This window comes from Amycolatopsis japonica (assembly GCF_000732925.1).
In the GTDB taxonomy this organism is placed as follows: domain Bacteria; phylum Actinomycetota; class Actinomycetes; order Mycobacteriales; family Pseudonocardiaceae; genus Amycolatopsis; species Amycolatopsis japonica.
In genome coordinates, this window is record NZ_CP008953.1 from 3,601,597 (window position 1) to 3,620,822 (window position 19,226).

Consider the following 19,226-nt stretch of genomic DNA (forward strand, 5'->3'; position numbering starts at 1 on the left):
GGTTTGAATCATGAAACCGATGTTCGCGCTCTTCATGGGCGTCGCCTGTCTCAGCACCGCGGTCGTCGGCCTGTCCACCACGGCCGCGTTGATCATGGTCGAGCACGCAGGCGCGGCGTGGAGCGGGTTGCCGAGCGCCGTGCTGGTACTCGGTTCCGCCATGGGTTCGCTGTCGTCGGGAGCGCTGGCCGCGCGGTTCGGGAGGCGCCTCGTCCTGGTGCTGCTGTACGGGGCCGCGGTGACGGGCGCGCTGGTCTCGTTCGCCGGTGTGCTCGGAGGATCCGTGCTCGCGCTGGTGGCGGGGATGCCCTTGATCGGCTTCGGCAACAGCGGGGCGCAGCTCTCCCGGTACACCGCGGCCGACCTGTCGCCCGAGCACCGCAAGGGTTTCGCACTGTCCACAATGGTCTGGGCGGGGACGGTCGGCGCGGTCGCGGGGCCCGCCCTGATCGCGCCCGCCGCGGCGAGGGCGGAAGCCGTCGATCTTCCCGCTTTGTCCGGTCCGATCGCGGCGGGTGCGATCGTCGTGGCCATCGCCGTGGTCGCCGTCGCCACCCTGCCGCGAGGCCTCGCCGTCCCGGCGGAGGGCGCACCCGAGCGGGAGCGGATGTCCGTGCGGAACCCCGCCGTCCTCGGGCCGCTCGTGGCGATGGTCGGCGCGCAGCTGGCGATGGTGGCGGTGATGACGATGACCCCGGTCCAGTTGCACGAGCACGGCCAAGGTCTCGACGTCGTCGGCTGGGTGCTGAGCGCCCATCTGGTCGGGATGTTCGCGCTGGCGCCGTTGTCCGGCTGGATCGCCGACCGCTGGGGCGGCCGCGCGGCCATCCTCGGCGGGATCGGGACGCTCACCGTCGCGGCGGTCACCGTGATCGGCGCCCCCGATTCGCATCACGTGGGAATCCCGGTCGCACTGTTCCTGCTGGGCTACGGCTGGAACCTGGTCTTCGTCGGCGGCAGCAGCATGCTCAGCCGCGATCTCCCGGCCGCCCAGCGGTCGAGGGCGCAGGGCACGGTCGACGCCTTCGTCTGGGGGACTTCGGCCGGGGCGAGCCTGCTCGCCGGGCAGCTGTTCGGCCTGGGTGGCTACGTCCTGGTCGGCGTCGCGGGGGGTCTGTGCGCCCTCGCCCCGCTCGCGGTGCTAGCCCGGCGGCCGGTCGTGCGGGAGCCCGGTGAAAAAGCCGGGCTCCGCTGATCTGCGAAAGCCCGGCGCAGCCGTCATACTGCTTCACTCCGACGCGAACGAACCCGTGATGACGCAGATCACGTGGGTGACCGATTCGGAGGGTCCTAGGGTGAAAGCACACAAGGTGCGGGAGATCGGGGGTGCACGATGAGCGAGTTCGCGGTGAATCTGCGGGACCGGGTACGGCAGGCGAGGGAGGACGTTCAGATCGCCAAGCAGGCCTCTGACGAGGACCGGGCCTCGGCCGTCGGCGCCGATCTGGCCAACCTGGAGCGACTGGCCGCCGAACACGGGGTCGACCTGCCGGAGCAGGCCTCGGGGGACAACCGGGCGTGACCCGGGTTCCAGGCCGGTGATCGGCCTTTGACACCCTGGGGCGTGTGACCGAAAGCCTGAACCGGATCCGCGCCTTCCTGGCGGATCGCGAGCCGCCGACGCCGTGCCTGGTCGTCGACACCGACCTGGTCGCGGAGCGTGCGGCCGCGGTCTCGGCGGCTTTCCCGGGTGCGCTGATCCGTTACGCGGTCAAGGCGAACCCGGCTCCCGAGGTACTCGACGCGGTGGCGTCGACCGGCGCAGGATTCGACGTGGCGGGTACGGCGGAGATCGAGCTGTGCCTGTCCCGGGGCGCGCGGCCGGCGGAACTGGCGTACGGCAACACGATCAAGAAACCGGCGGACATCGCCTTCGCCTATGCGCGCGGAGTCCGTGAATTCACCACGGACTCCGCCGGCGATCTGGCGAATCTGGCCGAGCACGCGCCCGGTTCGCTGGTCTCGGTCCGCCTGCTCACCGGCGGCCCGGACTCGGTCACGCCGTTCGGCCACAAGTTCGGCTGCGAACCGGCGGTGGCCGCGGCACTGCTCCGCCAGGCCGTGGAAGCCGGGCTGCGCCCGGGAATCGCGTTCCATGTCGGCTCGCAGCAGCCGGATCCGGCCGCCTGGGAGATCGGGATCGCGACCGCGGCCAAGGTCGCCGCCGAGGCCGGCGTCGTACTGGAGCGGTTGAACATCGGGGGCGGTTTCGCCACCGAGCACCGGGAGCCCGTGCCGTCGCTGACGGACTACGCGGCGGCGATCCACGCCGCCCTCCGCGAGCATCTCCCGGAGCCGGAACTGCTGCTGGAGCCGGGCCGGGTGATCGTCGCCGACGCCGGGCTGATCAGGACCGAAGTCGTCCTCGTGACCACTCGCGCGGCCGCCGACGAACGCCGCTGGGTCTATCTCGACGTCGGCAGGTACAACGGAATGGCGGAGTGCGAGAACGAAGCCGTCGCGTATCGGCTGGAGCCCGTCGGCGTCAAGGGACCGCAAGGACCGGTGGTCCTCGCGGGGCCGACCTGCGATGGTGACGACGTGTTGTACCAGCGGACGCCGTGCGCGCTGCCGAGGTCGTTGAAGGCGGGCGACCGGCTGGACATCCCGGGCACCGGGGCGTACACCGCCAGCTATTCTTCCGTCGCTTTCAACGGAATCGAGCCGTTGCGCACCTATTGTGTGGGGAGGTTCGCCGATGCCGGCTGAAGAACCACTCGTCGGCCGGTTCGCCGGCCGCCACGTACTCGCGGAGTTCGAGGGGATCGAGCCGTCGTTGCTCGACGACGCCGTACTCCTCAAGAAGACCCTCGCCGAAGCGGTGACCGAGGCGGGGGCGACGGTCTGCGAGGTCGTGTCGCATTCCTTCGCCCCGCAAGGGGTCACGGTGCTCGCGCTGCTGGCCGAATCACACGCGTCGGTGCACACCTATCCGGAGATCGGCTCGGTGTTCGTCGACGTGTTCACCTGCGGGGACCGGGCGGATCCGGAGCGCGCGGTCGCGCTGCTGGCGAAGATGCTGGGCGCCGGCACCGTCCGGATGTCCACTGTGGAACGAGGAGAGAACTGATGGCGCAGCGAGTGATCGTCGAGCCGATGGGCGCGGGGCTCACCCGGAACTGGGACGTCGAGGAGGTCCTGTTCGAGGGCCGCACCGCGTTCCAGAACGTCCTCATCGGACGGACCGCGCAGGGGGTCTCGCTCTTCTGCGACGACGAACGGCAAAGCACCGAGCTGAGCCAGCTCGTCTACCACGAGGCGCTGATGGTGCCGACGCTGCTGCTCGCCGAACGTGTCGAGCGGGTGCTGATCATCGGGTCCAGCGAAGGAGTCGCGTCCCAGCTCGCCGTCGCGGCCGGGGCGGAGGTGGTCGACCACGTCGACATCGACGCCGAAGCGGTGCGTGTCTGCGCCGAGCATCTTCCGTACGGCTACACCCTCGACGATCTCGCCCGTGCCGAACGCGGGGAGGGGAAGGTCCGTGTCCACTACCGCGACGGCTGGGAGTTCCTCGCCGAAGCCCGGGAGCGCGGCGACTCCTACGACGTGGTCGTGATCGACCTGCCGGACGAGAACGACGATCCGGCGGCGCAGCACAACCGCCTGTACGGAACCGACTTCCTGGCGAGGTGCACGGCGCTGCTCACCGACGGTGGCGTGGTCGGCTGTCAGGCCGGCTGCCCGACGCTGTGGCGCAACCAGACGCTGAGCACGGCGTGGCGCCGGTTCACCGAGTCGTTCGGGACCGTGCTCTACTACGGTTCGGACGAGCATGAGTGGGCCTTCCTGACCGGCAGGGCCGACGCGCTCGCCGATCCCGGCGCCCTCGTCGCGGAAAGGATCGGCAAGGCGGGGATCGGGGAGTCTACTTTGGACGAAGACGCGCTGAAGGCGAACACGGTGCCGCCGTTTTCCTTGCGGAGCCACTGAGAACCCGGCGAGCGTTTCCCCGCCGGGATCGCCGGTCGTCGCTGTGCGTGGCGCTCGGTCACAGGATCCTCCATCTGGTCGTTGCCGGGTGTCGCGGTGCGGGCCAGAATTCCTCTAGTGGGTAGCTGGGACACGGAAATCGCCGCCAGAGCGGACAGAGAGCCCGCGGTCTGTGCCGCGTTCGCGAGTTTGACCGCGAGCGTCACGGAAGATCTCGGGCCGGACCGGGTCGTGGACACCCTGTCCAGCGAATGCTCACGACTGCTGCCGATCGATTCCACCGAGGTCTTCCTGCCAGGTCTGAAACTGCAACGCCCTCCCGCGGTGGCGGAGGAAGGGCCCGCGCTCGAATCCTTCGAAACCGGGAAGGACATCGCCGTACACGACCTCTCCGCCGAGGTCTCGCGCTGGCCGGGTTACGTCGCCAGGATGGCAGGGCAAGGCTTCGCCGCGGTTTCCGCGCTTCCGTTGCGGGCGATGGATGAAACCGTCGGTTCGATCGCCTTCCTCAGCGCCGAAACCGTCGTGCTGAGCGTCGAGGACCACCGGCTGGGCCGTGCGCTCGCCGACGTCGCCACGCTGTGCCTTCTGCAGCAGCGGGAATTGCGGCATTACCGGACGCTGTCGGAACAGTTGCAGAAGGCGCTCGACAGCAGGGTCGTCATCGAGCAGGCGAAGGGTATGCTCGCCGAACGCGCCGGTATCGACCTCGGCACCGCATTCCACCGCATGCGTTCCTTCGCCCGCGGTTCGAACAAGAAGCTGGCGGACGTCGCACGCGGCGTCGTCGAAGGAACACTGGACACCCGGAAACTTCTCCGGCCGCGAAACCGGTGACCACTGTCGAAAGGGCCGTTGGTCACCGGAACCGATGACTTGTCCCCGGCAACGCGCGACCGTGCGGCCCTAGGGCGCGAGGACGAAATGGGAAAGGCTTCACCCAGAATGAAAGGTGCGGTGAAGTCATGGCGTTGTTGGGAACCCTGCTCGGGCGGAGCCGGTCGGTACGGCCGAGCCTGCTTCCGTTGCTGGATCTGAGTGCGGCGGTATTGGCACTGCGCTCCGGTCACGGGCTCGCGCCCACCGGATCGGGGACGGTCTGCTTCGTCGCGGAGGGACGTCCCGGCACGGAGACGGAGGCGGAGATCATCGCCGGCCTCGCCGGGGATTCCGCCCGCCGCAACCTGGTCACCAATGACGCGCACGGGCGGACGATCGTCCGGTGCTGGCGCGAGAACGGGGACCTCGGCTGGTTGCTCGACGATCTCGTCGACGTCAACGAGAGGCTGGCTCAGGCCGGGTTCGCGTCGTGGCTGCTGCACACGGCGGTCGACTTCGCCGAGGTGCGGGACATGCGTCACCCGAGGCTGACGATGGTCTACCGGCGCGAACGCGGCACCTTCTACCCGTACGCGCCGCGCGGGACCCGCGGCCGGGACAGGGCGATGGAGCTGAAGATCCGCTCGTCGCTGACCCGGATCGTGCCGATGGAGTCCGACATCGGCCGGTGGCGCCCGGTATGACCGACGGAACTCGCGTGCTTGGAGCCGTCACACGCGTGATGGGAGCCGGAACTCTCGAGTTCCGGCTCCCATCACGCGAGTTCCGCCCTCAATCACGCGAGTGACGGGTCAGCCGGGTACGCCGCTGAGCCAGCCGCGCAGCCGCTGGACGCGCCGGTCCCGCGGGCTCCATCGCGGGAAGCGGCGTCGCGACCGGGTGGCGAGGGCCGCGCCGTCGAGATGCCGGATGGCGGTCAGGACGTCGTCGAGCAGTGAGCCGTGCGTCTCCGGTTTCGCCACGACCCTCGGCAGCCGCTCGAGTTCGGGGGCGAGCGGCACCCGGCGGGCCGAGGCGTGCGTGCCGGGACGGCGGCGGGTCTCGCAGATTCTCGTGGTCACGTCCCGGTCACCCTCTCCCCGCGGTCACGCCCGTCGAATTCGTCCCCTACGACGATGAGGTACCGAGTGCCGTTCCGGTCAGCGCCGAAGGTTGTGCCATCGAGGGCACAAAGACCCCACTCGGTCGCCGGACGGGTACGGCGGGTCACGGGTTGGCGTCGAAAGGACGGCCGTGACGGCGGCGGTGGGACAATGCGCCGGCGCGCCGATCGCGAATCCGCACGCGGGTGAATACGGCCGTGGGCAGGATTGATTTCCGGGAATCTGCCGGACAATGGTCCGGCGAGACCACGATCGACGGAGAAGGTGCATGCCGAACCCGAACTCCCCGCAGCCCATGCCCCCGGCCGCGGCCCCGATCCGGGTGCTGCTCGTCGAGGACCACAAAATGGTGGCCGAAGCCCTCGGCGCGGCCTTCGAGGAGTTCCCGGAGATCGACCTGGTGGCGTCGGTGGAGTCCCTGGCGCACGGGATGGTCGCGGCGGAGGAACATCGGCCCGACATCGTGCTCCTCGACCGGCGGCTCCCGGACGGCGACGGGATCGAGGCGATCGCCGGGTTCCGCGCGGTCTCGCCGTCGAGCCGGGTGCTGGTGCTGACCGGCGACGCGAACAGTGCGATCGTCGCCAGGATCCTGGAGGTCGGCGGGGCCGGGCTGCTGCTGAAATCCGGTCTCCTCGACGAGCTGATCACCGCGATCAGGACCATCGCGGCGGGCGACATGGTCATCGACCCGGAGTTGCTCAGTGGCGCGCTGGCCATGCTGGGCGGCGGTTCGGGCCGGATCGGCCCGGTGCTGACCCTGCGGGAACGGCAGGTGCTGGGGTTGATCGCCGAAGGCGCCGGGACCGACCGGATCGCCGAAGAACTGCGACTGGCGCGGAATACCGTGCGGAATCACGTGCAGCGGATCCTGGTGAAGACCGGGACCCATTCGAAACTCGAAGCAGTGGTGCACGCACGTAAGAATGGCCTCCTCGAACGGCCGTAGCGGGGAGACGTATCCGAGTGCCAAGCTGCACTATGGCCATGCTGCCATCGGAACAGACGCCTGATCACCGCAGCGCTGTGCTCTTCGAGTTGTTCATGCACAGCGTGGCCGACTACGCCATTTACCTGCTGGACGCCGACGGACGGGTGATCAGCTGGAACCCGGGGGCGGAACGGATCAAGGGGTACTCCCAGGACGAGATCCTCGGCCGTCATTTCTCCGTTTTCTACACCGAGGCCGACGTCGCCGACGGCAAACCCGCGGCGGAACTGCTGGTCGCCGCGGAGATGGGGAGCCACGAGGACGAGGGCTGGCGGGTCCGCCGTGACGGGTCGCGGTTCTGGGCCAACACCGTGATCACCGCGTTGCGGGACGAACAGGGCGGCCTCGTCGGTTTCGGAAAGGTCACCCGTGATCTCACCGAACGCCGGAAAACACTGGAGGAAAGGACCGAACGGCGACAGGCCTTCGCGCATTTGGTCCGCGCACAGGAAACAGAACGTCGCCGTATCGCGTGGGATGTTCACGACGATTCCATTCAGTCGATGATCGCGGTGAGCATGCGGTTGCAGATGCTCGCCGCACAACGGCGTGATCCGGCTTTGATGCAACTCGACGAAGCGATTCAAGGGGCGATCCGACGATTGCGGATCCTCGTCGCGCAATTGCGCCCGCCCGCGCTGAACGACGAGGATCTGGTCGCTTCCGTCCGCGACTATCTCGACGAGGTCGTCGCCGGCTGGGGGCTCGACTGCACCCTGCGGCACGATCTCGCCGTCACACCGCCGCCCGACCTCGTCGTCACCGCCTTCCGGATTCTTCAGGAGGCGTTGGTGAACGTGCGTAAACACGCGAACGCCCGCACCGTCGTGGTCTCGCTGACGGGACGGGACGGCGGTCTGCTGGTGAAGATCGCCGACGACGGCGACGGGCTGAAACCGGACGGCGAGAACGCGCACGAGACCTTGTCGGGCGAGCACATCGGAATGGCGTCGATGCGTGAACGTGCGGAAGCGGCGCAAGGCTGGTTCCGGATCTCCAGCAGGCCGGGCGAAGGTACTTCGGTGACCTTCTGGATTCCGCTGGGCCCTCCCGGACCCGCGCGGACATGAACGAAGGAGGCACCTCGATGCCGGAACCGGGAAGCAAGCGCGGAACGAGAGAAGCGGTCCGGGTGGGCGGGGCGATCGACGACCAAGGCCTGCAGCGGCTGCTGGAGGGGCTGAAAGCCGTTCGCGACGGCGATTTCAGCACCCGGCTGCCCCAGGTGGACGACGTCCTGATGGACGAGATGGCGGTCGTCTTCAACGGGATGGTCGATCAACTGGCGCTGTTCACCTCCGAGGTCACCCGGGTCGCGCGCGAGGTGGGGACCGACGGGAAGCTCGGTGGCCAGGCGGCGGTGCCCTCGGTTTCGGGGACCTGGAAGGACCTCACCGATTCGGTGAACGCGATGGCGGGCAACCTCACGGGCCAAGTTCGTGACATCGCCGAGGTCGCGACCGCGGTGGCGAAGGGTGACCTTTCGCAGAAGATCACCGTCGACGTCAAAGGCGAGATGCTCGAGCTGAAGAACACGATCAACACGATGGTGGATCAGTTGTCGTCGTTCGCCGACGAGGTCACGCGGGTCGCGCGCGAGGTCGGCAGCGAGGGGCGGCTGGGCGGTCAGGCGGAAGTTCCCGGGGTCGCCGGCACGTGGCGGGATCTGACGACGTCGGTGAACTTCATGGCGGGGAACCTGACCGATCAGGTGCGGTCCATCGCCGAGGTCACCACCGCGGTCGCGAAGGGTGACTTGTCGCAGAAGATCACGGTCGACGCGCGGGGCGAGATCCTGGAGTTGAAGAACACGATCAACACGATGGTGGATCAGTTGTCGTCGTTCGCCGACGAGGTCACTCGTGTCGCCCGTGAGGTGGGTACGGAGGGGCGGCTGGGTGGTCAGGCGGACGTCAAGGGTGTCTCGGGCACTTGGAAGGGCCTGACCGAGTCCGTGAACGTCATGGCCGACAACCTCACGGATCAGGTGCGGTCCATCGCCGAGGTCACCACCGCGGTCGCGAAGGGCGACCTCTCGCAGAAGATCCGCGTCGACGCGAGGGGCGAGATCCTGGAGCTCAAGGACACCATCAACACGATGGTCGGCCAGTTGTCGTCGTTCGCCGACGAGGTCACTCGTGTCGCCCGTGAGGTGGGTACGGAGGGGCGGCTGGGTGGTCAGGCGGACGTCAAGGGTGTGTCGGGTACCTGGAAGGGCCTGACCGAGTCGGTCAACGTCATGGCCGACAACCTCACGGATCAGGTGCGGTCCATCGCCCAGGTGGCGACCGCGGTGGCGAGGGGCGACCTGTCCCAGAAGATCACCGTCGAGGCCAAGGGCGAGGTCGCCGCGCTCGCGCAGACGATCAACACGATGGTCGACACGCTGTCGGCCTTCGCGGACGAGGTCACCCGCGTGGCGCGGGAGGTCGGCACCGAGGGCATCCTCGGCGGGCAGGCCAGGGTGCCGAACGTCGCCGGGACCTGGAAGGACCTCACCGACAACGTCAACTCGATGGCGAACAACCTCACCGGCCAGGTGCGGAACATCGCCCAGGTGACCACCGCGGTCGCGCAGGGAGACCTCTCCCGCAAGATCGACGTCGACGCGCGGGGCGAGATCCTGGAGCTCAAGACCACCATCAACACGATGGTCGACCAGCTTTCCGCGTTCGCCGCCGAGGTCACGCGCGTCGCCCGTGAGGTCGGCAGCGAGGGACGGCTCGGCGGCCAGGCCGAGGTCGAAGGCGTTTCGGGTACCTGGAAGCGGCTGACGGAGAACGTCAACGAGCTCGCCGGGAACCTGACCAGGCAGGTCAGGGCGATCGCCGAGGTGACCAGCGCGGTGGCGACCGGCGACCTCACGCGCTCGATCTCCGTCGAGGCGCAGGGCGAGGTCGCGGAGCTGAAGGACAACATCAACGCGATGGTCCAGTCGCTGCGCGAGACCACGCGGGCGAACGAGGAACAGGACTGGCTCAACACCAACCTGGCCCGGATCTCCGGCCTGATGCAGGGGCACCGGGACCTGCGGGTGGTGGCCACGCTCATCATGAACGAGCTGACCCCGCTGGTCGGCGCCCAGCACGGCACGTTGTTCCTCACCGAACCGGGGGAGAGCGGCACCCGGCTGCGGCTGATCACCAGCTACGGGCACAGCGAGGCCCCGGACGCGCCCTCGGATTTCGCGATGGGGCAGTCGCTGATCGGGCAGGCCGCGCAGACCAAGAAACCGATCGTGGTCGACCGGACGCCACCGGGCTTCGTGAAGATCTCGTCGAGTCTCGGCTCGGCCCCGCCGGTCACCCTGATCGTGCTGCCGATCGTCTTCGAGGACCAGGTGCTCGGCGTCATCGAACTGGCGTCGTTCGGCGAGTTCACCGCCGTCCGCAAGGACTTCCTCGAACAGCTGATGGAGACCATCGGGGTCAACGTCAACACGATCATCGCCAACGCGCGGACCGACTCGCTGCTGGAGGAGTCCCAGCGGCTCGCCGAAGAACTGCAGGCCCGCTCCGAGGAGCTTCAAGCGCAGCAGGCGAAACTGCAGGTGTCCAACGCGGAACTGGAGGAGAAGGCCGAACTGCTCGCCCGGCAGAACCGCGACATCGAGGTGAAGAACTTCGAAATCGAGCAGGCGCGCCAGGAGATCGAGGAACGCGCGCAGCAGCTCGCGCTGGCGTCGAAGTACAAGTCGGAGTTCCTGGCCAACATGTCGCACGAACTCCGGACCCCGTTGACCAGCCTGCTGATCCTCGCCGGGGTGCTCTCGCAGAACTCGACCCAGAACCTGACGCCCAAACAGGTCGAGTTCGCGAAGGTGATCCAGTCCGCGGGCACCGACCTGCTGCAGCTGATCAACGACATCCTCGACCTGTCGAAGGTCGAGGCGGGCAAGATGGACATCCACCACGAGCCGTTCCCGCTGCGCCAGCTGCTCGACTACGTCGGCACGACCTTCCGGCCGCTGACCGCCGAGAAGGGACTCGACTTCCAGGTCACCGTCGAACCCAACGTGCCGGAGCTGCTGTTCACCGACGAGCAGCGGTTGCGGCAGGTGCTGCGGAACCTGCTGTCGAACGCGGTCAAGTTCACCGAGGACGGCAGCGTCGAGCTCCGGGTCAAGCTGGTCGACACCATCGTTTCGCCGTCAGGCGGCCCCTCGCACGAGTCCCTGGTGGCCTTCAGCGTCACCGACACCGGGATCGGGATCGCCGAGGAGAACCTCGATTCGATCTTCGGCGCCTTCCAGCAGGCCGACGGCACCACCAGCCGCAAGTACGGCGGCACCGGGCTCGGCCTGTCGATCAGCCGCGAGGTCGCCTACCTGCTCGGCGGCGAGATCCGGGCGGACAGTGTCCTGGGGACCGGCAGCACGTTCACCCTCTACCTGCCGGTCGCCAGGTTCACCGCGCCCGTGAGCCTCGACGAGTCCACTGTGGACAACGCCGCCGCGGAACGACGGGTGCTGGTGGTGGAGAGCGAGCAGAACAGCCTGCTGACCCTGCTCGCCCGTGGGGTCGCGGCCGACATCGCGGACAGCCACGGCTCGGTCCAGGTCCGGGCCGTGTCGGATCCGGCGGAGGCGTTCGAGGAACTGAAACGCGACAGTTACCGCTGCGTCGTACTCGACACCAGCATCCCCGGGACGAGCGCCTTGACGTTCCTCAAACGGCTCGTCGACGGTCCGGATCCGGTCGAAGTCCCGGTGCTGGCCTACGCGACCCGCAAGCTCAGCGCCGCGCAGGACCGCTTGCTGCACGGGCACGCGCGGGTGCATCCCGTCGAACTCCTGCCCTCGCTGGACATGCTGCGGGAGCGGATCATGCTGCACATCTCGGCCAGTGAACTCGAAGGCATCCTGCCGCTGATGCGCCAGCCCGAGGTGAGCCTGGTGGAGACCGTGCCCGCCTTGGACCAGCCGTCCGATCCGCCCGCCGGGCCGGCGAGGCTCCAGGGACGCAAGGTCCTGCTCGTCGACGACGACGCCCGCAACGTGTACGCGATCTCGGGAATGCTCGAACTGCACGGACTTTCGGTCGTACACGCGCCCAACGGCCGCAAGGGCATCGAGGAACTGCTGTCCGACGACGGGATCGACCTGATCCTGATGGACGTGATGATGCCGGAGATGGACGGCCACGCGACGACGGCGGCGATCCGCGAGATGCCGAAGTTCGCCGGCCTGCCGATCATCACCGTCACCGCGAAGGCGATGGAAGGGGACCGCGAGAAGAGCCTCGCCGCCGGGGCGAGCGACTACGTGACCAAACCCGTGAACGCGGAGGAACTCCTGGCTTGTATGGAACGCTGGCTCACGGACTGAAGGCCTCGCTACTCGGTCCCGTTGGCGCTGTTCGCGCAGACGCGGCGGATGGCCGCGACGATCTCGGTGTTGGGGCTGCCCTTCACGAGGTACTCGGTGACGCCCGCGGACGCCATCTGGGCGATGGAGCGGGTGTCGCTGTGCGCGGAGAACGCCATCAACCGCGTATGGGGCACCCGGCGCCGGATCTCCCGCGCCATCCACGCGCCGCCACCGCCGGGGATCCGGACGTCGAGCACGGCGACCTCGGGGGACAGCAGCTCGGCGAGCGCGACCGCTTCGCCGGCGTCCAGCGCGACGGCGACCACCTCGATGTCCGGCTCGGAGTCCAGGAGGGCGCGCAGGGCGTCGCCGATGACCGGGTTGTCGTCCGCGACGAGCACCCGAAGTCTGGGGGGCGGCGTTCGGTTCATCACCCAGTCCGTGCCCGCGCGGTCTGCGGCGCCGGTGGTGGTCGCGGGCCCCCCTCCGAACATGACGTGACTCAGCAAGAGATCCGGCGGTCGCCTTCGCTCGGCTGCTCGATGAGCGTCCTGGCGACGTCGTGGATCTTCATGTTGTTGTTGCGGCAGAACGAACGCAGCAGTTCGAACGCGGCGTCGATGTCGATCTGGTAGCGCTCGGCCAGTATCCCTTTCGCCTGCTCGATGGGAAGCCGGTGATCCAGCGCGTACTGGAGTTGCTCGGCGCGGGCCCGGTAGAAGCGGATGCGGTTGCGCATCGCCACGAGGTCGTCGGCCGGGTCGGGAGAGCCGGGCGCCGGGGTAGGCGAAAGCGTGGTCTCGGACATGAAGCGATCGTCGCAGCGGCGGGACTGCTCCGGGAAGAACAGAACGTCCTGACTCGAATGATGCAAATGAACCTGGTCCGGACGGCGGCAGCCACTCGAACGGGCGCCGAACAGGGCCCTTTGGCCTGTCGCAGTGACCGGCCGTGCACCGTACGCTCAGCCGAGGAGGGGGAACCGTGGAGGTCGGAATGCTCCGGGTGTTTCTGGTCGACGACCACGAGGTGGTCCGTCGAGGGGTCGCGGACATGCTCGAAGAGGAGGCCGAACTGTGCGTCGTCGGGCAGGCCGCGACCTTTTCCCAAGCGCTGGCGAGGATCCCGGCGCTGCGGCCGGACGTCGCGGTGCTCGACGTGCGGCTGCCGGACGGCAACGGCGTCGAACTCGCGCGGGAACTGAGATCCAAGATGCCGGAACTCAAATGCCTGATGCTCACGTCTTACACCGACGAGCAGGCGATGCTGGACGCGATCATGGCCGGCGCGAGCGGTTATGTCATCAAGGACATCCGCGGCATGGACCTGGTGGCGGCGGTCAAGGAGGTCGGCCTCGGCCGGTCGCTGCTGGACGCGAGGGCCGCCGCGACGCTGATGGCGAAGTTCCGCGACGACGCCGCCAAGAAGGGCCCGCTGGCCGGCCTTTCCGACCAGGAACGCACGCTGCTGGAACTGATCGGCGAGGGGCTGACCAACCGGCAGATCGCCGAACGGATGTTCCTCGCGGAGAAGACCGTGAAGAACTACGTGTCGCGGTTGCTGACGAAACTCGGGATGCAGCGGCGGACCCAGGCGGCGGTGCTGGCGACGGAACTGCGGCGGCAGTGATGGAACCGGGCGATGCAGCTGGTCGTGAGTGGGCTGAAGGCTCCCTTCACCGCGTCTGATGCGGCGAAGGGAGCCTTCGCCCCGGTTCCGCCTTCACTCAAGCGGAAATGAGCGTATCGAGCAGCACGTCGTCCAGCGGCCGGCGCGGCGTCCACGGCAGCGGCGAGCCGTAGCCGACCCGCAGCAGCACCTGCGGCCACACCCCGCAGCCGAGGATCCGCCGCAGTTCGGCACGGGCCTCGCGGACCATGATCGGCGGCGAGATGAACGACGCGTCGAGTCCCGAGGCGGTCGCGGTGAGCAGCACCCGTTGCAGGGCCTGGCCGGCCTGCAGCCGGTCGAGCCGGTCGTCGGTCAGCGATCCGATCGCCACCACGAGCGGGGCGGGCCGCGGATCACCGGCCGCTTCGCCGAATTCGTCGAGGAGCCAGCTTTCGTCGGCGGGGCTGCCGTCCATCGCATAGGACGGCACACCGTCGCGGGTGCTCGCGCCCAGTCCGGTCCAGCGGCCGAGTTCGGCGAGGAAGGCGGGGTCGGCGAGTTGCGCCCGGCGGGCGCGGGCGGTGAGGTCGTGCAGGAGGCGGCACTGCTCGGCGTCGAGGTTCGGCATCCACGCGTGTTCGAGTTCGGTGGCGTGGCGGAGCGCGGCGAGCGTCGGTTTGGGCACGACGCTGGAGAGGAACGGCCGCCGGTTGGTCCGGCGGCGGGGGATCGCCCGGGCCAGCCGCACGACCTTCTGATCGGGCATGCGTTCGGCGAGCGGACGGACGACGGCCAGCAGATCGGGATCGGCGCGGCTGGGCATCAGGGTCGTCGCCGGATGGAAGCCCAGTGCGTGAATCGCCGTCCGGAGGGTGAACAGGGCGGCGCCACACGAGAGCACGAGTTCGCGTCCGTCCGGATCCGTGACGGGTAAAATACGGCGCGGATCGGCGTGCACCTCGATTCCGGTGCCGGTGCACCGGAAAAGCCACGGCTGGGTGTTGTGCGTCGACGGGGCCAGCATGGCCGACCGGAGCACGGAATTCACCTGTTCGGAGTTCAAACGTCCGACCCTGGTGACTTGTATGGTCATGGTTTCCCCCGCCGCTGCGCCACGGGCAATACGGTTGTCTGATGAGACGGTCCCGCCCGCGGTGCGGGGCCGAAAGAGGAGAAAGTCACCACGGCCGGGAGTCGTCCCGATCTTCGGAGGCGGAGCAGGATGTCGGCTCATGACCGGCTGGGCGGAAGCGACGACCGGATCACCGGCGCGCTGTCCCAGCTGAAGGTTCGTGAGGTGCTGCGGGATCTCCAGGACCGCATCGAACGGCTCATCGGCACCCGCGACAAGATGGACGGCCTGCTCGAAGCGGTGCTCGCGGTCGCGTCGGGGCTGGAGCTGGACACGACGCTGCACCGGATCGTGCAGGCGGCGATCGATCTCGGCGAGGCCACTTATGGCGCGCTCGGGGTGATCGCGGACGACGGTTCGCTCGCCGAATTCGTCTATCACGGCATCGACGGCGAAACGAAGGAACAGATCGGGCATCTCCCGAAAGGTCACGGCCTGCTGGGTTTCGTCATCGACGAGGCGAAACCGGTGCGCCTGGCCGACATCTCCCGGCATCCCGCGTCGGTCGGGTTCCCGCCGTGCCATCCGCCGATGCGCTCGTTCCTCGGCGTGCCCATCCGGGTCCGCGACGAGGTGTTCGGGAATCTCTACCTGACCGAGAAACGCGGGGAAAGTTTCACCGACGACGACGAGGTGGTCGTCCAGGCGCTCGCCGCCGCGGCCGGGATAGCGATCGAGAACGCCCACCTGTACGAGCAGACGCGGATCCGCCAGCGGTGGCAGGCGGCCACCAGCGAAGTCACCACGGAACTGTTGGGCGGCACCGACCCCGTCGACGCGCTCAACCTGATCGCCGGCCGGGCGCTCGAACTCACCGGCTCCGATCTCACCTTGCTGGCATTGCCCGGTCCCGGCAGGCTCGACGTCAGCCTGGACGGCGAGGACGAGGCCGGCGAGCTCATCATCGCCGTCTGCGCGGGCGCGCGGGCGGCGGAGCTGACCGGGGTGCGGATCAGCGTCGCCACGTCGTTGCCGGGGGCGGTCTACCGCGACCGGACCCCGCGCAGCGTGCCGGAACTGGTACTCGGCCCCGAAGGGGAGATCGGGCTCGGCCCGACGCTCGTCGTGCCGCTCCGCGCGCGGGAACGGACGTCCGGGGTGCTGATGGCGGTGCGGAATCCGGGCGCGGTCCCGTTCGAGCTCGCCCAGCTGCCGGTGGTGGCCTCGTTCGCCGACCAGGCCGCGCTCGCGCTCCAGCTGGCCGCGCGACAGCGCACCGCCAGGGAACTCGACGTGCTCGCCGATCGGGACCGGATCGCCAGGGATCTGCACGACCACGTCATCCAGCGGCTGTTCGCGGTCGGTCTCGCCATGCAGAGCACCCACCGCCGCGCGGATTCGCCGGAACTGCGGCGGCGGATCGGCGAGAGCATCGACCAGATGCACGAGATCGTGCACGAGATCCGCACGGCGATCTTCGACCTCCACGGCGGCGAGGCGGGCCAGCAGGGGGTGCGGCTGCGGCATCGCCTCTACGACTCGATCACCGAACTGACCGACGACACGCCACTGAATCCGACGGTCAGCCTGTCCGGGCCACTCGACTCGATCCCGCTCCCGTTCGCCGAACACGCCGAAGCCGTGGTGCGGGAGACGGTCGGCAACGTGGTCCGGCACGCGCGGGCGAGCGGCGTTTCGGTGAGCGTCGCGGTGAAGGACGACGTCCTGCGGATCGTGGTCACCGACGACGGCACCGGGATCGGCGAATCCGGTGGTTTCGGCGGGCTGCGGAATCTGCGTGATCGCGCGGAGAAGGCGGGCGGGACGTTCCGGGCGGAGACGCGCGAAGGGGGCGGAACCAGGATCGACTGGTCCGCCCCCTTGCGCTGACCGGGATTCAGTTCGTCGACTGCGTGGCGAGGAGCCCGTCGACTTCGATCGAGCGGGCGACGTCGGAGGCGACGGTCTCCAGCAGTTCCGCGGTGAGGTCCGAAAGCGCCCGCGTCACGGCGAGATAGGAACCGATCTGGGACGTCGGACCGTTTCTCAGCCCGGCCTCCGCGATTCCGACGCCGACGAACTCGCCGCCGTCCTCGAGACGGAGCAATGCTTCCGCGCGTACCCGGTACGGCTCGTGCTGCAGGGACACGTCGATCGTCCATTTGTCCGTCATCGTGGGCTCCGTTCCGGTCATCGAGGCTCTCATCGCGGCCGTCCGTGGCACAGGGTCCTAAGTCCTCGCTCCCGGGTGAATCGGGGGCGAAAGTCCTCGGAATTCGTGACCGGCGGCCGTTGCGGTCGCCGGGTACCCCGGCCGATGGTGGATCAATCCCCTTCCCTCGGAGCCCACGATGATCCCGTTACCGACCCATGTCGACCAGGCGGTGGCGGCCGCCGTCCGTGCGCCGTCCCCGCTCAACACCCAGCCGTGGCGGTTCGTCGTCGACCAGGGGCGGATCGAGGTGTGGCTCGATCGAGCCAGGGTGCTGCGGATCGCCGACCCGGACGCGCGCGAGGCGCGGCTTTCGTGCGGCGCGGCGTTGTTCAACCTGATCGTTTCGTTGCGGTCCAACGGCAAGACCGTCTCGCTGCGGCTGGTCCCGAAGCCGGAGGGGCCGGACCTGCTCGCCGAACTCGTGATCGGCGGCGACCGGTTCTCGTCGCCGGAGGAACGGAAGCTGGCCGAAGTCGTCTTCCGCCGTCACACGAACCGCCGTCCGTTCGCGGACTGGCCGGTGCCGGTCTGGGCGCGGACGACGTTGCGCGCGGCCGCGCTGGTGGAAGGCGGGCTGCTGGAACTGTTCGGCCGCGGCGACCGGGCGAACGCGGTCGCGCGCGTACTGCACCGGGCCGAGGCCGCGCAGGCGCGCAACGGCGCGTTCCAGGCCGAGGTCGCGCTGTGGACGCGGCGGACGGCCCACGCGCCGGACGGTGTCCAGGCGCCGACCAGACCGCCGTCGCCGCACGGCATTCCCGCGCAGGAGTCCTTCATCGCCGCCGAACCCGAAGGCGGTGAGCCGGTGCTCGGCGCGGTCCTCACCGCAGCCGGCGGGCCCGCCGCGGATCTGCGGGCGGGAATGGTGCTGCAGCGGGTACTGCTGACCGCGACGGCCGCCGGTCTCGCGACCTCGTTCGTCGGCAGGCCGTTCGAAACCCCGGAGACCCGGGCGGCGATGGACCGGGTCTTCGCCGACCTCGGCCGCCCGCACGCCGTGCTGCGCTTCGGGTACGGCCGCCCAGCTCCGATGACGGCACGCCGTCCGCTCGGCGAAGTGCTGTTCCGGCAGTCCGAAGCCAGCCTCTGAGCAGGTCACCTCGTCGACATCCACGTTTCCGATCGCCGCCACCCACCCGTCATCCCGGACGGGTTCGGTTCTGGGTATGAAGATCATGCGGAAATCCTTGGTGGCGCTGGCCATCGCCGGCCTTTCGGTCGCGGCGTCCGCGCCGGCGGTGGCGGACGCGGACGCCACCGGGCGCGATCGCGGCTCGATCGTCATCACCGAACAGGCGTCCAAGCGCATCCTGGTCCTGCCCGCCGACCGGGCCTCCTGGCGAGAGCGGAAGGTGAGCTGGGCGTGGGCGCCGAACGCCGCCAACGGGCTGGCGGATCTGGCCGGCTCTTGGAGCAATCCGAGCGACGCGAAGCTCGCCGAACGAGGCGGCGAGAAGTACCTCCTGACGTCGGCGTCGGGTGGTTTCGCGGCCGTTGTGCCGTATCCGGCGGGCGATCGGGCGTACTGGGCCGCGAACGTGGGCGGCCCTGCCAATCCGCACAGCATCGAACTGCTGCCGGACGGGAACGTCGCGGTGGCGGCCAGCACCGGCGGCTGGGTGCGGGTCTACACCGCCTCGCAGGGGCAGCGCTCGACGACCTACGCCGAATACCGGCTGGTGGGGGCGCACGGCGTGGTGTGGGACGCCGGACGGAACGTGTTGTGGGCCCTGGGCACCGACGCGCTCGTCGCGTTGAGCGTCGGCGGGACGCCCGCCGCTCCGGTGCTCACCGAGCAGCGGTCCGTCCCGGTGCCGACCAAGGGCGGGCACGACCTCCAGCCGGTCCCGAACCGGCCGGACCTGCTGTGGGTGACGACGGAGGCGGGGGTGTACCGGTTCTCGAAGACGAGTGGCGGGTTCACCCAGCGCTACGCGGGTGCGCGGGAGATCGACCGGCCGCATGTGAAGAGCGTGTCGACGAATCCGCGGACCGGCCAGATCCTGACGGCCTCCGTGCAGGAGGGCCACTTGTGCACTTGGTGCACGGACACCGTCCGGCTGGCCTTTCCACGCGCCGAGCTGGCGCTGCACGGCGCGTGGATCTACAAGGCCCGCTGGTGGATCGGTTGAGCTGAACTTCCATGTCGGTACCGG

19 protein-coding genes are annotated in these 19,226 nt (G+C 69.0%); 14 read left to right on the top strand and 5 right to left on the bottom strand.

What is annotated here, in order from left to right:
- The first annotated feature begins 10 nt into the window (after positions 1-10).
- From AJAP_RS16870 to pspAB, 7 genes are all read left to right on the top strand, one after another.
- Positions 11-1,195, top strand: a complete 1,185-nt coding sequence (locus tag AJAP_RS16870; RefSeq protein ID WP_038512678.1) for an MFS transporter — start codon at positions 11-13, stop codon at positions 1,193-1,195.
- A 138-nt stretch (positions 1,196-1,333) separates the two neighbouring features.
- A complete protein-coding gene (locus AJAP_RS16875) occupies positions 1,334-1,522 on the top strand; it encodes a hypothetical protein (RefSeq protein ID WP_037338802.1) in 189 nt (62 codons plus the stop codon).
- 44 nt (positions 1,523-1,566) lie between these two features.
- Positions 1,567-2,709: a type III PLP-dependent enzyme gene (locus tag AJAP_RS16880; protein ID WP_038512681.1), complete on the top strand. Its 1,143-nt coding sequence runs from the start codon at positions 1,567-1,569 to the stop codon at positions 2,707-2,709.
- Positions 2,699-3,070 carry an adenosylmethionine decarboxylase gene (speD, locus tag AJAP_RS16885; protein ID WP_038512683.1) on the top strand — a complete coding sequence of 124 codons (372 nt, stop codon included), beginning with the start codon at positions 2,699-2,701 and terminating at the stop codon, positions 3,068-3,070. The genes AJAP_RS16880 and speD overlap by 11 nt, the downstream gene beginning before the upstream one ends.
- Positions 3,070-3,930 carry a spermidine synthase gene (locus AJAP_RS16890; protein WP_038512686.1) on the top strand — a complete coding sequence of 287 codons (861 nt, stop codon included), beginning with the start codon at positions 3,070-3,072 and terminating at the stop codon, positions 3,928-3,930. The genes speD and AJAP_RS16890 overlap by 1 nt, the downstream gene beginning before the upstream one ends.
- Positions 3,931-4,047: 117 nt before the next feature.
- Positions 4,048-4,767, top strand: a complete 720-nt coding sequence (locus AJAP_RS16895) for a GAF and ANTAR domain-containing protein (protein ID WP_228694962.1) — start codon at positions 4,048-4,050, stop codon at positions 4,765-4,767.
- A 128-nt stretch (positions 4,768-4,895) separates the two neighbouring features.
- Complete coding sequence (gene pspAB, locus AJAP_RS16900; protein ID WP_038512690.1) at positions 4,896-5,453, top strand: PspA-associated protein PspAB; 558 nt, start codon at positions 4,896-4,898, stop codon at positions 5,451-5,453.
- A gap of 108 nt (positions 5,454-5,561) precedes the next feature.
- On the opposite strand, the gene AJAP_RS16905 is transcribed toward pspAB, so the two are convergent.
- The gene (locus AJAP_RS16905) at positions 5,562-5,831 is read right to left on the bottom strand and encodes a hypothetical protein (RefSeq protein WP_038512693.1); all 270 of its coding nucleotides are present in this window, start codon (positions 5,829-5,831) and stop codon (positions 5,562-5,564) included.
- Between the two features lie 310 nt (positions 5,832-6,141).
- On the opposite strand from AJAP_RS16905, the gene AJAP_RS16910 reads away from it, so the two are divergent.
- From AJAP_RS16910 to AJAP_RS16920, 3 genes are read left to right on the top strand one after another with little or no spacing between them, the layout of a single operon-like run.
- A complete protein-coding gene (locus AJAP_RS16910) occupies positions 6,142-6,822 on the top strand; it encodes a response regulator (protein WP_038512697.1) in 681 nt (226 codons plus the stop codon).
- Between the two features lie 32 nt (positions 6,823-6,854).
- Positions 6,855-7,934 (top strand): PAS domain-containing sensor histidine kinase, encoded by a 1,080-nt coding sequence (locus AJAP_RS16915; RefSeq protein WP_051972489.1) that lies wholly within the window; start codon positions 6,855-6,857, stop codon positions 7,932-7,934.
- 17 nt (positions 7,935-7,951) lie between these two features.
- On the top strand, positions 7,952-12,190 hold the full coding sequence (locus AJAP_RS16920) for a HAMP domain-containing protein (protein WP_038523247.1): 4,239 nt from the start codon (positions 7,952-7,954) through the stop codon (positions 12,188-12,190).
- A gap of 8 nt (positions 12,191-12,198) precedes the next feature.
- Here the strand turns inward: AJAP_RS16920 and AJAP_RS16925 are convergent, their stop codons facing one another.
- Positions 12,199-12,573 carry a response regulator gene (locus AJAP_RS16925; protein ID WP_038512704.1) on the bottom strand — a complete coding sequence of 125 codons (375 nt, stop codon included), beginning with the start codon at positions 12,571-12,573 and terminating at the stop codon, positions 12,199-12,201.
- Between the two features lie 101 nt (positions 12,574-12,674).
- Entirely contained in the window at positions 12,675-12,980 is a 306-nt protein-coding gene (locus AJAP_RS16930) for an ANTAR domain-containing protein (RefSeq protein WP_038512707.1), read from the bottom strand.
- Positions 12,981-13,168: 188 nt separating this feature from the next.
- Here AJAP_RS16930 and AJAP_RS16935 point away from each other — a divergent pair, with 188 nt between their 5' ends.
- Entirely contained in the window at positions 13,169-13,801 is a 633-nt protein-coding gene (locus tag AJAP_RS16935) for a response regulator (RefSeq protein ID WP_038523249.1), read from the top strand.
- Between the two features lie 97 nt (positions 13,802-13,898).
- On the opposite strand, the gene AJAP_RS16940 is transcribed toward AJAP_RS16935, so the two are convergent.
- Positions 13,899-14,876: an Acg family FMN-binding oxidoreductase gene (locus AJAP_RS16940; RefSeq protein WP_148311521.1), complete on the bottom strand. Its 978-nt coding sequence runs from the start codon at positions 14,874-14,876 to the stop codon at positions 13,899-13,901.
- Positions 14,877-15,005: 129 nt separating this feature from the next.
- On the opposite strand from AJAP_RS16940, the gene AJAP_RS16945 reads away from it, so the two are divergent.
- A complete protein-coding gene (locus AJAP_RS16945) occupies positions 15,006-16,745 on the top strand; it encodes a GAF domain-containing sensor histidine kinase (protein WP_038512710.1) in 1,740 nt (579 codons plus the stop codon).
- 7 nt (positions 16,746-16,752) lie between these two features.
- Here AJAP_RS16945 and AJAP_RS16950 read toward each other — a convergent pair whose 3' ends face one another.
- The gene (locus AJAP_RS16950; protein WP_228694964.1) at positions 16,753-17,028 is read right to left on the bottom strand and encodes a dsRBD fold-containing protein; all 276 of its coding nucleotides are present in this window, start codon (positions 17,026-17,028) and stop codon (positions 16,753-16,755) included.
- A 178-nt stretch (positions 17,029-17,206) separates the two neighbouring features.
- On the opposite strand from AJAP_RS16950, the gene AJAP_RS16955 reads away from it, so the two are divergent.
- Positions 17,207-18,160 (top strand): Acg family FMN-binding oxidoreductase, encoded by a 954-nt coding sequence (locus AJAP_RS16955; protein ID WP_038512715.1) that lies wholly within the window; start codon positions 17,207-17,209, stop codon positions 18,158-18,160.
- A gap of 76 nt (positions 18,161-18,236) precedes the next feature.
- Positions 18,237-19,202, top strand: coding sequence for a DUF6528 family protein (locus AJAP_RS16960; RefSeq protein ID WP_038512717.1), 966 nt, complete (start codon positions 18,237-18,239; stop codon positions 19,200-19,202).
- Positions 19,203-19,226 lie beyond the last annotated feature (24 nt).